12 protein-coding genes and 1 tRNA gene are annotated in these 12,343 nt (G+C 62.8%); 6 read left to right on the top strand and 7 right to left on the bottom strand.

Going from position 1 to position 12,343, the window contains the following annotated elements; genetic code table 11:
* Positions 1-80: 80 nt before the first annotated feature.
* Positions 81-905 carry an oxygenase MpaB family protein gene (locus ROP_RS27000; protein WP_015889188.1) on the top strand — a complete coding sequence of 275 codons (825 nt, stop codon included), beginning with the start codon at positions 81-83 and terminating at the stop codon, positions 903-905.
* Between the two features lie 96 nt (positions 906-1,001).
* Positions 1,002-1,075: transfer RNA gene (locus ROP_RS26995), tRNA-Gly, on the top strand.
* 109 nt (positions 1,076-1,184) lie between these two features.
* Here the strand turns inward: ROP_RS26995 and ROP_RS26990 are convergent.
* Positions 1,185-1,565, bottom strand: coding sequence for a hypothetical protein (locus ROP_RS26990; RefSeq protein ID WP_148222518.1), 381 nt, complete (start codon positions 1,563-1,565; stop codon positions 1,185-1,187).
* Positions 1,566-1,708: 143 nt separating this feature from the next.
* Here ROP_RS26990 and ROP_RS26985 point away from each other — a divergent pair, with 143 nt between their 5' ends.
* The 3 genes from ROP_RS26985 to ROP_RS26975 all read left to right on the top strand — a co-directional run bounded on the left by ROP_RS26985 (position 1,709) and on the right by ROP_RS26975 (position 3,332).
* The gene (locus ROP_RS26985; RefSeq protein ID WP_015889187.1) at positions 1,709-2,215 is read left to right on the top strand and encodes a hypothetical protein; all 507 of its coding nucleotides are present in this window, start codon (positions 1,709-1,711) and stop codon (positions 2,213-2,215) included.
* Between the two features lie 117 nt (positions 2,216-2,332).
* Complete coding sequence (locus tag ROP_RS26980) at positions 2,333-2,746, top strand: hypothetical protein (RefSeq protein WP_015889186.1); 414 nt, start codon at positions 2,333-2,335, stop codon at positions 2,744-2,746.
* An 82-nt stretch (positions 2,747-2,828) separates the two neighbouring features.
* On the top strand, positions 2,829-3,332 hold the full coding sequence (locus tag ROP_RS26975) for a hypothetical protein (protein WP_148222517.1): 504 nt from the start codon (positions 2,829-2,831) through the stop codon (positions 3,330-3,332).
* Here ROP_RS26975 and ROP_RS26970 read toward each other — a convergent pair.
* From ROP_RS26970 to ROP_RS26945, 6 genes are all read right to left on the bottom strand, one after another.
* Entirely contained in the window at positions 3,329-4,711 is a 1,383-nt protein-coding gene (locus ROP_RS26970; RefSeq protein ID WP_043826833.1) for a tyrosine-type recombinase/integrase, read from the bottom strand. The two genes, ROP_RS26975 and ROP_RS26970, sit on opposite strands and share 4 nt — an antisense overlap.
* Positions 4,711-5,001, bottom strand: coding sequence for a hypothetical protein (locus ROP_RS26965; RefSeq protein WP_015889183.1), 291 nt, complete (start codon positions 4,999-5,001; stop codon positions 4,711-4,713). The genes ROP_RS26970 and ROP_RS26965 overlap by 1 nt, the downstream gene beginning before the upstream one ends.
* 1 nt (position 5,002) lies before the next feature.
* Positions 5,003-5,629 carry a recombinase family protein gene (locus ROP_RS26960; RefSeq protein WP_050785132.1) on the bottom strand — a complete coding sequence of 209 codons (627 nt, stop codon included), beginning with the start codon at positions 5,627-5,629 and terminating at the stop codon, positions 5,003-5,005.
* Positions 5,630-5,719: 90 nt separating this feature from the next.
* The gene (locus tag ROP_RS26955) at positions 5,720-6,538 is read right to left on the bottom strand and encodes a hypothetical protein (RefSeq protein WP_231868991.1); all 819 of its coding nucleotides are present in this window, start codon (positions 6,536-6,538) and stop codon (positions 5,720-5,722) included.
* Positions 6,539-6,839: 301 nt separating this feature from the next.
* A complete protein-coding gene (locus ROP_RS41505; protein ID WP_080512527.1) occupies positions 6,840-9,110 on the bottom strand; it encodes an AAA family ATPase in 2,271 nt (756 codons plus the stop codon).
* Positions 9,111-9,257: 147 nt separating this feature from the next.
* Positions 9,258-9,926, bottom strand: a complete 669-nt coding sequence (locus ROP_RS26945; RefSeq protein ID WP_043825383.1) for a hypothetical protein — start codon at positions 9,924-9,926, stop codon at positions 9,258-9,260.
* A 577-nt stretch (positions 9,927-10,503) separates the two neighbouring features.
* On the opposite strand from ROP_RS26945, the gene ROP_RS26935 reads away from it, so the two are divergent.
* Complete coding sequence (locus ROP_RS26935) at positions 10,504-11,652, top strand: hypothetical protein (protein WP_015889178.1); 1,149 nt, start codon at positions 10,504-10,506, stop codon at positions 11,650-11,652.
* Positions 11,653-12,343: the final 691 nt, after the last annotated feature.

Genomic DNA, 12,343 nt, shown 5'->3' with positions numbered 1-12,343 from the left:
ACTTGCCTCTGGACTCCTCACATATATGTGAGTACGGTCGTATTCAGATAGGGAATTCACCGCTCGCGACAGGAGTGCACATGTCGACATCTCTCGAGGTGCCGGACCGACTCGAACTCGTCATGGACGGCGCCGGCCTGCTCGCCGGCGCAGCCAACGTGATCATGCAGCTCTCCCACCCCGCCGTCGGATACGGCGTCGTGGAAAGCCGCGTCGAAAGCGGACAGATCTTCCGGCACCCGATCAAGCGGACCCGGACCACCCTCACCTACCTCGTCGTCGCCGCACGCGGCACCGAGGAAGAGAAGGCCCAGTTCCGCAAGGGCGTCAACCGCGCCCACGCCCAGGTGAAGTCGGGACCCGACAGCCCCGTGCAGTACAACGCGTTCGACCCCGAACTGCAGCTGTGGGTCGCCGCCTGCATCTACCACGGGTTCGAGGACGTCCACCGCTCCATGCACGGAGAACTCACCGCCACCGAGAGCGAATACTTCTACCAGCAGGGGGCCACCTTCGGCACCACCCTGCAGGTGCCCAAGGAACTGTGGCCCGAGAACCGGGCCGCGTTCGACGAGTACTGGGAGAAATCGCTCGCCAACGTGTCGATCGACGACACCATCCGCGAGTACCTGCTGTCCCTCGCGAAGGTCGAGTTCATGCCCGCCGTCGTGTCCCGCCTCTTCGGTCGCCTCAACCTGTTCTTCACCACCGGCTTCCTCCCGCCCCTGTTCCGCGACCAGATGCACCTCACCTGGACAGCGAAGGATCAACGGCGCTTCGACCGGACGATGAGCACCATCGGCGCCGTCAGCCGGCGCATCCCCGTCACCGTCCGCGAGCTCCCCTACATCCTGCTCATGCGCGATCTGCGACGCAGAATGCGGACCGGCAAACCCCTCGTATGACACTCCGCGCGTGTGCCCGGGTAGTCCGGATCACGATCTGATACTCTTTCCGCCGCAGGGTGTTGGGCCTGCCTACGGGCGCCCAATATCGTGCGCGCCGATGTAGTTCAATGGCAGAACATCAGCTTCCCAAGCTGAATACGCGGGTTCGATTCCCGTCATCGGCTCCATCATTAGCGCAGGTAGAGCGGTTTTCGCACCTGGCCACTGTAGCCCGAACTGTAGCCAGTACCTCCCCGGTACCTCCGCCCGCCTCATCCGGGGTACTCCACCCCGCCGCTAGCGCTGTTCCGGGCAGCCAATGTCGTAGACCAACGTCATCACGTCGTCTACCGCGTCACCCGCGGGAGGCAGGTTCAGCTGATCGGCCGCCACGGCTGATTGATCACCGTACGAGCTGCCAGTCCCCGCCAGGCGGCACACATTGGTGACCACCGGCCGTATTTGTTCGTCCGGCATTGATGCGGGTACGAGATTCTGCGCCCGCACCGCAGCCACAAACTGGTCCACGGCTTCGGGGGAGACCGTCACCATCTGTTGTTGTGCAGTTGTTGTGGTCGGTTCCGATGTTTGTTCGTCTCCCGACGAACACGCTGTCAGACCACCTGCTCCGATTATGAGGGCGAGCACCGAAGCCCGATGCCAAGGAAGATTGCTCATAGCACTACTTAAGTCGTCACAACGACCCGTGTCGAGACCCACCTGATGCCACGAAAGTGCTTACGCTCGCGAATGTCGTTACACGCGAATATGCCGCACGCGAATCTGTGAAGGTTGTCGGTGTCTGATGCAATACTCCCTTGATGACAACTGAGACTTCCGAGAAGTACAACCCCGGCGAGGTCGACCTGGCTGAAACGCGGGATTGGTTCGGCTCGCCGGACCTTCAACTCCAAAAACTCGCGTTCTCCGCGAACCGTATGGGTTGGGGAATCGGGGTCACCCTGTACCTCCCCTGGGGTGTGGTCACTGGGATCACGGCCCCAGATGCCGAGTTCTTCCGTCATTCCGACGAAGAAATCCGCGAGCGCATGGCTTCAAACGAGGGCGCGATCGATGTCGCGGACAACTACCTCTCCCCCGTGGCAGATACAATCAAGGCTCGCCATTCCCAGGCATACAGCGACGACGAGCTGCAAGAGGTCCTCGAAAGGACGACGTACCTCACCATCAAGGACGCACAGTGCTCTCTCCAGAACGCGCCTGCCACGATCGCCACAAATAATCGACACTTTCGCCATGCCTATCTGCGCCTTCGCCTATCGCAGGTGACCGGCTGGGCATTGGAAAACGTCAGCCTCGATCTCTAGCAAGGAAGTGCGCGCGGCGGGAAGCCCAAAGGACCTGGGGACGTCCGACGTTCGTTGTTCGTCGCCGAAGCTGGCGGCGACCATACGGATGTCGGCGAACCCTGGGACACTTGCACCATGAATCTGGTGGTGTACTCCCTCTATTCGCTGGCGCTGCTGTTTCAGCTTTCGGGTGCGTTGCTGGTAGTGATGGACGTCATACAGGCCCAGCGCAACATGGATGCTTTCAAGGAACAGCTCGATGATGCGCAGGAAGCAAAGGAAGAGCACCTGCGCGAGATGGAGAGACAGAGCGGGCGCACCTACCCAGGCTTCGGTGGCGGCGTGATTCGCGGTCCGACGATTCCCGTTCAAGCGAGGGAACAGATTGCCGATCAGCTGGGTCCGAGTTCCCGCCTGGAGAGACAGGCGCTTATGGATTTTGTGAGCGCGCAGTACTCCATCAGCAAACGGCGTCGGTGGATCGGTGTGGGCCTTCTGTTTCTCGGCGTCGTCGCTGGGTACGCCGGAAGCATGCTCTCGGTCGCTTGAACCGGGGCCTTGCCCCGGTGCGTCGGCATCGACCTCCGATCGCGGAAGAAACCTGTCGGTGTGTACTGACATACTGCTCGACATGACCGAGATTGCACACGCCACAGGCAACCCCACGACCGTCGACGCGAAGAGCGCCGGGGCGGACTACCCTAAGCTGACGACCACGGACGACTGGTCGGCACACCCTGATGTCTCGCTCCAGCAAATGTCAGAGTTTGCGAACCGCGCCCGTGCGGGTGTCGGGGTTGTCCTGTTCCTGTCCGGAACGATCATGTCAGGGGTCGTCTCCTCTGCTGAGGAGTTTTACGAGTGGGCGAACGAACGACAGAGAGAGTTCCGCCCCGGCACGAGTGACGAGACGATGAAAGCAGCCGAGCTCTATTCCGACCTGTTCTTCGGCAAGATGGCTGCGGACCACAAGGGGCGGCGCGAGTCCGACGTCGAAACCAACTACGAGCTGACGCGACACATACACCTGAAGGAAGCCAAAGTCATCATCCCCGGGGGCACGCCCATGCCCGTCGGCTTCACGCGTGTCCTGTTGGCACATGTCAGCGCGTGGACGCTCGGCAATATCAGCTAGCCCACGTCACCTCGGCGGATTGGCACAACGTTGCCGGTCTGCCGAGGCGTAGTGCCCATCGCGCCCAGAGCGGCCATAGCGTCGGCGTGGTCGTCCTCGAAGAGGTGCGCGTACACGCTGAGCGTCGTCGTAACCTTGGCATGCCCCATGAACCGGGCGAGTTCCAGCGGTGGGATGCCTGCCGCCACACACAGACTGGCGTACGTGTGCCGCAGGGCGTGGAACTTCAAGGCGGGCGGCAGGGCTGCACCGAGGCGGTTCGCCCGCAACACCGCAGGTCGGTAGACCGCTTTGTAGAAGGTGGGGTGCCGCAGCACCACGTCCCAGTCCAGCGTCAGCCGCCCTTCGGCATCCTCAATCGAGAGCGCGGCCAGGGCGTCTTCCGCCTTCGGGACAATGCGTTTGCCGCTGGCGTCGGTGGCCCGCAAGCCCGTGGGCTTAGCGGCCACCAGCCGCATCGCCGGGAACAACGGGGCCGTAGCTTCGTCCCGCCTGGGGTGCGCGGCTAGGTAATCGCGCAGTACCGCCACTGTCGCCGGGGTCAGAGGCACTCTCCGCCGGCTCCCTTTGGTCTTGGGGGTGTCGTAGGTGGGCTTACCGTCGAGCGCTATCACCGTGCGCTCCACCCGTAGCGTGCCGGGCTTGGGCCGGGCGTTGGGGTTCATCGTCGCGGCGGGCAGCTCCACGTCGCCCACCTGCAACCCGGCCAGCTCGGCAGCGCGCAGCCCAGACCACGCAGCCAGATGGACGAGCACGTTGTACGGCCAGGGCGTGGAGACCACCAGCCCGGACACTTGCTCGGCCGTGAGGAACATGTCTGGGTCGTCCACAACACCGGGGGTGCCTCCTGCTGCGCTGCGCTCACTGGGCAGCTTCACGTAGTCGGCGGGGTTCGTCGTCAGTCGTCCGTCCACTACGGCTTGCGCCAGCACCATCCGCACGACGAAGTACGCGTGTCGCACTGTCGAGGGCTTCTTCCCCGCAGCGGTGAGCGCCCGCACCCATTCGCTGATCTGCTTCCGCGTGATGGCGTTCAGCGGATACCCACCGAATGTGGCATCGATGCTCAGCGCTCGCGTTGCAAGTGGTCCAGTGGTCTTCGGCCGCAACAGATTCTCGTACTCCGCGTGCGTGCGCGGCTTCAGGTCGTGCCGAGACGCCAGCCACTCCCCCGCCGCTTGCCTGAACGCGACCCCGCCCGCTTTGGGGTCGAACGTGGTGCCCCGGTTGGCGTTGTACTCCACGGTGGTGGCGTAGTCCTCGGCGGCCTTCTTTGTGGGGAATCCGCCCTTGCTGCGCCCCTTGCCGTCGGGAGTACGCCACTTGACCACGTACCTCACCACTCCGGCCTGCGTTGTCCTCTTCTGTACGTGCGCCATCACGCGCCTGCCTTGGCGCGTTCTTCAAGCTCCATGAATTCGTCCCAGGTGTGAAGGCGCAGCCCGAGCGCTGCCCGGCACTCGTTGACGAATGCCAGCGTCTTGGTCGGGCAGGGATTCTCGCCAATCACGAACGCTAGCAATGCGTTCAGATCAGTTATCTCGCACCGAAAACCCGGAACCGCGTCTTCATCGGCAAGGATTGCCATTAGCCCGACCATCGCCGTCCGTTGCGGTGCGGTCTCGTAGCACTCCAGGAGTGCCGCAATGTCACGAACGTTGCTCCACATCTCAGACTCCTGCCTTGATGCGTTCAAGAGCGCGCCGGACGCTGCTGTACGACCACCCGTCTCCGCCTCTTGCGGTTGGAATACCCTCTGCTGTAAGCACATTGGCGATGGACTTGGCTCCGTAACCTTGGTCGGCCAGCACCTTGATCCGCTGCTGTGCAGACATACTCATCAACCCGCCCTCTCCGCGTTGCCGTTTCGCGTTCAGAGCTTCCCTTGTCCGCGTGCCGATCTTGCGTCGTTCGTCTGCCGCTACCGCCAGCGTAATATCCGCGACGAGGCGCTGTGACGGCGCACCACTGTCTGCGTGCTCACAGTCCATGAGACGCCAACCGTAGCGCTGTGCACGCTGCATCAGCTGCGCTGCGTCCAGGCTGTCTCGCGTCGCACGATCCAGGGCGCGCACCAACAGAATGTCCGCTACCTGAGACTCAACCGCTGCGATCGCCACTTGCCGCCCGTGCAGGCAGCCCGCCTTCGCTCCACTGACAACATCCATTGTGACAGTGAGCAGTTCGTGTCCGCGAGCATCGCACCATCGCTGCAATGAATCTCGCTGCGCCTCTAGACCAAGTCCACTTTCACCTTGCGACTTCGTACTCACCCGGATGTAACCGATTACTCTCATTGCCTGCCTCCCTTAGTGATTCAGGGGGTGCAACGTCGCGTGCACCCCTTGCCACCCCCAACACTACGCGCGTGCCCCACGGTTCAAAACTCACTTACGTTGTCGGCGTGACCGTTTCGACCGGTGAAGTTGCCCCAATGCCTCTTCCATCGTGACGAGTCCATTACCGCTCAGATCGGCTGTAGGGCTTTGACCGTTGCGCTTGGGGTGGTTGCTGCCAGCCTGGGGTGCTTGCCCGCCCTGCGCACCGCTGGCCGGGTCTGATTGGCCTTGCGGCACCGCGCCAGCGGGGTAACTGCGCCCATCTCGGCCGGGGTCGGGTAGGCCGCGCTCCTCTCGACACGGTCGACAGAGTTGCGGGTAGGCGTCCAGCCAGTCGGGTAGTTCCGTAGGGAACTGCGCCCCGCAGGCTTCGCACGCTGGCGACACTCCCTCGGCGACCACCTCGGCGTCCACAATCTCCGCTGCGGCTATCTCGTCCGTGAGCCACTTGGGCGGCTCACGGTCCAGGATGCCCCGCTGGGCGCGGCTCTCTGCACGGCTGCCACCCAGAATCGATTCGAACAGCACCTCCCACGGCTTGTCGCCACCACTGACCCCCGGGATCGCCAACACGTGCGCCGCTACGTTTCCACCGCGATCCAGCAAGTCGGCAGCCGCCATCCGTTGCACACCGGGCGGCACATTGGGGTCGTTCATCAGCTCTACAAGCTTCGCGGCGGCCAGGTCTTGCGCCAGCAAGATGCGCTCTGCCGCCTTGCGTCTCGCCTGCGGAGCAGCCCCACCGTGATTCTTGCAAATGTTCTGCCCCTTCATAGGTCGATTCAGGCATTGCGATCCGTTCGTCCTTCGAGCAATGCAGGTCACCTTCGCGACAATCCCTGCCGTCCGCTCACTCTTCGTTGTCATGTAAATCCTCTCCCTCGCCACCTTCTTGCACACCAGACACTCGACAAGAGTGGGTCTCGGACACCAGCGCGGTCGGACGTTTACCGCCCTATAGGGAAGGGCGGTTCGGTAAACGCCTCCGAGCGGTGCCCGATTACCGCCCCCGATTACCGAACCGGTAAACGCCCTCTACCTGGGGTTTCACGTTAACCTCCCCACCCTTCCCACCGTTTCGGCAATCGTGCGGTAATCGCCACTGCAGCGTTTGCCAAACGTAAAACGCACTGCCGCAACATAATTGGCAACCCGCAGCGTTTGCCGGTCACGCCAGGTGATGCGTGTATCTAGCAGCATTTCCGCCCCCTCCCTTACCTCCCCTGGACCCGGCCCGGTATTTGAGCACACCGTCCTCCGTGAGGCGTTTCAATTTCCTCCGTGCATTCGACCTACGTGCGGTGTACTCGTCGTCGTCGCTCCCTACGTCGAACAGAGCACGCACAGCCTCGGCTTCCGTTATTCCCGCTGGTCCAGCACTAATCGCCAGTTCTGTGAGCTTCTCGAGCGGATCAGCAGCGTACGACGCCCCGGTGCCGTGCGTGTGGTTGACCATCAGTGGGCCAACCTTCTCCTGCGGTTGCTTCAGGTGGCTCAGCTCCACAGTGCGGGCTCCGGGCTCACCCCACGCCAACAGCACCGAACCCAGACCCGCCGTGAGCCAACCAGAGCCGTACACATCGGCGAGTTTGTCGGGCTTCTTGTTTTCGGCGTTGGCTTTCCGCTGATGGTGCAGGTCGATGAACTCGGTGCCGTTGGCGAGGATCAACTGCATGGCCGAGTTGATCGCACCTCCGGTTTCGTCAGTGGAGAGGCCGCCTGCGAGATCCTTCAACGAGTCCACCACAACGAGCCCTGGCTCGCGGCCATGGAGAGCAACCCAATCGGCGAACACCCTCGGGGCCTCACCTACGTCAAATGGCGGTGGACCCGACCATACGACCAACTGCCGCTTGAGCGCAGCAGCGACAGCCTCGTCGGTGCTGTCCACCATTCGATTTAGAGACCGACGGATCTGGGGCGGGCGGTCCATCGCCAGGTACAAGATCGGCCGGTCATCCAGAGCGACGGGAAACCCGAACAGTTCGGGGTCACGCAGGCCCATTCGCGCGAGCACCAACTGCTGCACAATGGTCGACTTTCCGACGCCCTGCGGGCCGCAAATCATCAGCCCCTCTCCTTGCGCCCACAGAACCTTTTCCGCTTCACCCCAGAGCGGCACAGTGTCGGCGTCTTCCGTAAGGAACGACAGTCCGTCCAGCACTCGCTCGGGATGAACGTTCAGGCGGTCACGGGCCTTCTCGTCGGCGTATCGCTCTCGTGCGCGGTCGCGAACCCGGATCCTCCCGATTTCCTGCTCTACCCGCTCTTCCAACGCACCTTCGTCGGTAGCGAGCTCCCGCGGGTCGCCAAACCCTTTCGACACCAGATCTTTCGCTGCGCCCTCAAAGTCGCCGTCATGATTCAGCAGGGCATAGACAGCGAACTTCGTGTAGGACTGTTCCGCCTCGAAGTCGGTCGAGGTAGTGAACACGTAGAACAGGCCGGTTCCCTGATAGTCAGTGGTGGCGCTGGTGCCGGAGTCCTTACCGGGGCGCGTCCACTTGGTGGAGTCCTCCGTATCGGCGGTGGGGTCCTTCCTCCAGCCGTGCGGTTCAAGAATTTCGGCCCAGGCGGTAACCCCCGCAAACGCCACACCGGGGCGCACACCGGGCGCTCCCTGCCCCTCCACGGCTCGTTGGGCAGGCTGCCCCGTACCCGTGGCCGTGCGCACTGCGGCGGGCTGGTCAAGCTGCCGTGCTGCCGCAAACATGTCCTCCCGCAGGTCTGCGGAGACATGGAATAGGTGTTCAGGAGCTGGCTCCTGGTCCGGGAGAAGCTCGACCGGTTCGGGCTCTGGATCGCCTTCGCGTCTCGGCTTCCATCGCTCCATGCAGGCCATCAGTTCCAGCAACTCGGCATCCCAGGACTCGCGGCGATACGAACGACCACTGGGGTGCGTGCGCTCGTCACTACCCGCGACGATTACGTACCCACCTACGCCGCGGGTCTCTATCAGCACCTGCGTCTCGACCGGGTTCCGATTTGAGTCCAGATAGTGCACGTACGGCTCAGCTGCCTGCGCCAGCTTCTGGTTTGGTTCGGGCTTGTCCGTCGTGTAGATCAGGTGGTAGCCCCCGCTGGGACTTCGTGCCAGATACCCACCGCACAGTGCTGCGAGCTCGTCAGCGTGTCCGTGCTCCCGCATCTTCAGGCACCATTGCCACCAGACCACGGACGTTTCGAACTCCAGCAGCTCGAGCCCACCGACGCCGGTAACGATCCCCAAACCCCTCGGGCGCGAGAACCATTTGTCGATCTGCACGGAGAGTGCGGACACCTTCTGACACGACTTCCATTTGATCGCCGGCCTCTTACTGCCGTCGGCGCGGATAGGAATCGGCGAGGCACCCAACGCACTCCACTGCTGCGCAATTCGCCTTCGCTCCTGCGCTTTTGCCGTTGCAGACGGTATGTTTGTGCTGGTAGGCTTGTTCATGTTCAGGCCCCTCTTCGGCGGTTCTTCGTCCTCCCGCTGGCGGCTACGAACCCGAGTGAGAGCTCGGTACCTTCCTTGGGGTAATGCGCCCAGCCCAACTATTTTACCCAGTGGGGCTGGGCGAATTGCGTTGCAGCCCTAGTCTTCTTACGAAGGTGAGTTCCCCTGGTAGGGATCGAAGCCAGACGACGATTCGTCATCCACACGAACCGGCCACCATGGCAGCCCTCCGCCGTAGTCGCGGTCCATATTTTCGCGACATCCTGCGCACACCAACAGCAACACCAGAAACTGCCCCCTGGTGAGAACCAGCAACGATCGCTCCCAGCTGCTCTGGTGATCGGGACGGCAACACCCGTTGTGCCAGTTGCATTCGTACGACGAAGGGACGGTGAACCCGTTCAGAAGGTCCTCAATTGTGTACGGCGAGCGCACTATCCATTCATGGTCCGGCTCCCACGCCAGGACTATCAGCGGCGTATTGCGCTGCCCTGGATCGTCCGGATCGTACTCCGGCAGAAAGTCACTGCCGCGCGGCGCTAGATACTTGGCGTTGGGATTGCCGCACGTCGCCGTGCCGTCCGACCCCCCGAGCACGCCGTCCACGATCACCGGGCACACCGCCATCCGCGAGCGGTGGTCCTTCAGTATCCACGCGAGCTTTATCCGCAGCCGATCATTCTGGGGGCACAACACTTGCGCCGGACTCGTGAAGCGCTGCACGTCACGAAGAGCGGCGTCCAGTTGCTCGGCACGGGCATCCATTGCCGCGATCTCTTCGGGGGTCCAGACCCATCGCTCGTCCCACTCGTTCATGCTGCGTCACCGCCGTCACCGTAGGCGGTACTGTCGGTTTGCATCCAGCGAATGGCCTCATGCTTACTGAAGAGGTACTTTCGCCCCTTACGCACTCCACGGAGTTCTTTGCGCGCGATCGCCATCCGCACACTCCGTGGGGTGATGTGACGATTCAGGCTGTGTAGGAACTCGTAGACTTCGGTCTCGGACATGTCTGGAATTGACAGCGGGTCGTATCCCAGTTGTCGCGTTCGCTCTTCATGGTCGTCGGTTCGACTCATTCTTCCCTCTCCCGTCTTTGGCGTCGGGAGGTGAACAACAAGAAGCCCGTGTCCACCACACGACAAATGTCGTTCGTTGGTGGGCCACGAGCCCTGACTGCGGCGCTCTGCGCCTTCACGTTGTTGCAATATTAAGCCTTGCACAACGCGGGGCACCACGCAAGTACCGGCTCAGGACAGCCGCGAAACGACCTCGATTCGGCAGCAGCACAACGGTATATACTGATCTGACCGGCACCGTGCGCCGGTCGCGAACGTTAGGCCAGAGGCCACCGACACCGCGCAGGTCGCGAAATCCACTCAACGGAGTCCCGATGACTACCCTTGATCCCTATCTCGTTCCACTGTGCGGTTCCGATTCTGGTTACAGCACCGCCGGAGATGTGCTTGTCAATCAGACCGCCGACGGCGTCGACCTAAACACCATCTGGGGCGAGGTAGCGCAGATTCTCCAAATCTTCAACAACGAGCGCTCCCGGTTGACGGCGCTCCTCAGCTACTCGACGACCGCGATTGCCGACGCGGTGCCACAGTCAGTCAGCTCGGACAGCTTCGAGCAAGCTTCCGAGTTCGGCGAGCCGCACGCCATCCGCGAGGCCCCCGAGGCGCTGCTAATGGGTTACGACTTCAAGGACTTCGACCTGGCGAGCCGCATGACCTGGCAGTTTCTCCGCGACGCCAGCGCCGAGCAGGTACGCAGCGTCATCACCCGTGCACTGGAGGCCGACAACAAGAACACCACCACGACCATCCTGGACCGGCTGTTCAACCCAGAGGAGCGCTTGAGCCCCGAGAACCACCGTGTGTTCGGGCTGTGGACGGGGACGGACGGCATCACGCCGCCGCCGTACCTGGGCAAGGAGTTCGCGCCAGAGACCAGCCACTATCTTGCGTCCAACGCCGCCGTCGTCGACTCCGGCGACATCGAGGATCTGATTCGCCAGGTCACCTCCAAGGGGTACGGACGGAGCGCTGGAAGCCAGCTCCTCATCCTCGCGAACCCCGTCGAAGGCGAAATGATCCAAACGTGGCGCAAGGGCGTGGAGTCTCGTACCGGCGGACCGGTCGCAAAATATGACTTCGTGCTTTCGAGCTCAGCTCCGGCTTACCTCAGCGAAGACACCATCGTGGGCCAGATTGCACCCGGGGAGTTCGGAAGCCTCCCTGTCGCCGGTTCCTACGGCCCGGCATGGCTGATTGAGAGCGAGTTTGTCCCCGTTGGGTACGTGGCCGTGGTCGCCACCGGCGGACCGAACAGCGCCATCAACCCGGTTGCGTTCCGCCAGCACACGAACCCGGCCTATCAGGGCCTGCGAGTGATTCCTGGTCGGGATCAGCGCTACCCGCTCCAGGACAGCTTCTTCGCCAGGGGATTTGGGACCGGCGTACGCCATCGTGGCGCGGCAGCCGTGCTCCAGGTGACGACCGGCTCCACCTACACCGCCCCGACCCTGAGGTGGTGACAGCGATGCCGAACGAAAGTCCGCGAGTCACCAGCCCCTTCGAGCCTGCGGGGAGATCGGAGTTCTCGTGGGGGCCGGGGCTCACACCGCCCGACCTTGACGACGCTCCACCCAGCCAGGGCGGGCGTTACCGGCCGATCTGCCCACCGACCGATAATGAAGCGACGTAGCTACAAGCGGGACGCTCAAGGGCGGTTTGCCCGCGCGGTCGGGGCTCACCGACCCCGGTACGTGCACGGCTCCTTCGAGAAGCATCTCGCAGTCGGTCGGGTCGGAGACTACAAGGGGGTCAAGGTCGGTGCCGAGTTCCGCACCCCAGCAGGCCGGGGCATTCTGGCGAAGGCCATCGCCGGGTATCACGGCAAGCCCAACCGCCGCTTGGACGTCACCCCCAGACTGGACAAGCCGAACCGACAGTTGGTCGTTACCGCGCGTCGGAATCCAGCTGCGTCCGCCGGCTCCAGAATCAGATCGAAGTCCTCCACAGCGGGTCGCCGCTCCAGCGCGGGCGCTAAAGTGCGCTGAACGAGAACCTACCGCCTACTTGTGTCCTCACTGAACGCGGTCATGACCGCGATGCCTATGTCGCCGGTAACCATGAACTTGATGCACTCCATACGTCGGGGCGTGTTCGGCTGAGACGTTATGCAATAGTCCCTCCAGAATTCGAGATTAGAGATTCGCTTCTGGA

Source organism: Rhodococcus opacus B4 (assembly GCF_000010805.1).
GTDB lineage: Bacteria > Actinomycetota > Actinomycetes > Mycobacteriales > Mycobacteriaceae > Rhodococcus_F > Rhodococcus_F opacus_C.
This window is presented reverse-complemented; position numbering and strand designations above follow the sequence as displayed.

What these genes read in the sequence shown, in the direction of transcription:
- ROP_RS27000 (WP_015889188.1), top strand. Translation starts at nt 81, where the DNA reads ATGTCGACATCTCTCGAGGTGCCGGACCGACTCGAACTCGTCATGGAC.
- ROP_RS26990 (WP_148222518.1), bottom strand. Translation starts at nt 1,565, where the DNA reads ATGAGCAATCTTCCTTGGCATCGGGCTTCGGTGCTCGCCCTCATAATC.
- ROP_RS26985 (WP_015889187.1), top strand. Translation starts at nt 1,709, where the DNA reads ATGACAACTGAGACTTCCGAGAAGTACAACCCCGGCGAGGTCGACCTG.
- ROP_RS26980 (WP_015889186.1), top strand. Translation starts at nt 2,333, where the DNA reads ATGAATCTGGTGGTGTACTCCCTCTATTCGCTGGCGCTGCTGTTTCAG.
- ROP_RS26975 (WP_148222517.1), top strand. Translation starts at nt 2,829, where the DNA reads ATGACCGAGATTGCACACGCCACAGGCAACCCCACGACCGTCGACGCG.
- ROP_RS26970 (WP_043826833.1), bottom strand. Translation starts at nt 4,711, where the DNA reads ATGGCGCACGTACAGAAGAGGACAACGCAGGCCGGAGTGGTGAGGTAC.
- ROP_RS26965 (WP_015889183.1), bottom strand. Translation starts at nt 5,001, where the DNA reads ATGTGGAGCAACGTTCGTGACATTGCGGCACTCCTGGAGTGCTACGAG.
- ROP_RS26960 (WP_050785132.1), bottom strand. Translation starts at nt 5,629, where the DNA reads ATGAGAGTAATCGGTTACATCCGGGTGAGTACGAAGTCGCAAGGTGAA.
- ROP_RS26955 (WP_231868991.1), bottom strand. Translation starts at nt 6,538, where the DNA reads ATGACAACGAAGAGTGAGCGGACGGCAGGGATTGTCGCGAAGGTGACC.
- ROP_RS41505 (WP_080512527.1), bottom strand. Translation starts at nt 9,110, where the DNA reads ATGAACAAGCCTACCAGCACAAACATACCGTCTGCAACGGCAAAAGCG.
- ROP_RS26945 (WP_043825383.1), bottom strand. Translation starts at nt 9,926, where the DNA reads ATGAACGAGTGGGACGAGCGATGGGTCTGGACCCCCGAAGAGATCGCG.
- ROP_RS26935 (WP_015889178.1), top strand. Translation starts at nt 10,504, where the DNA reads ATGACTACCCTTGATCCCTATCTCGTTCCACTGTGCGGTTCCGATTCT.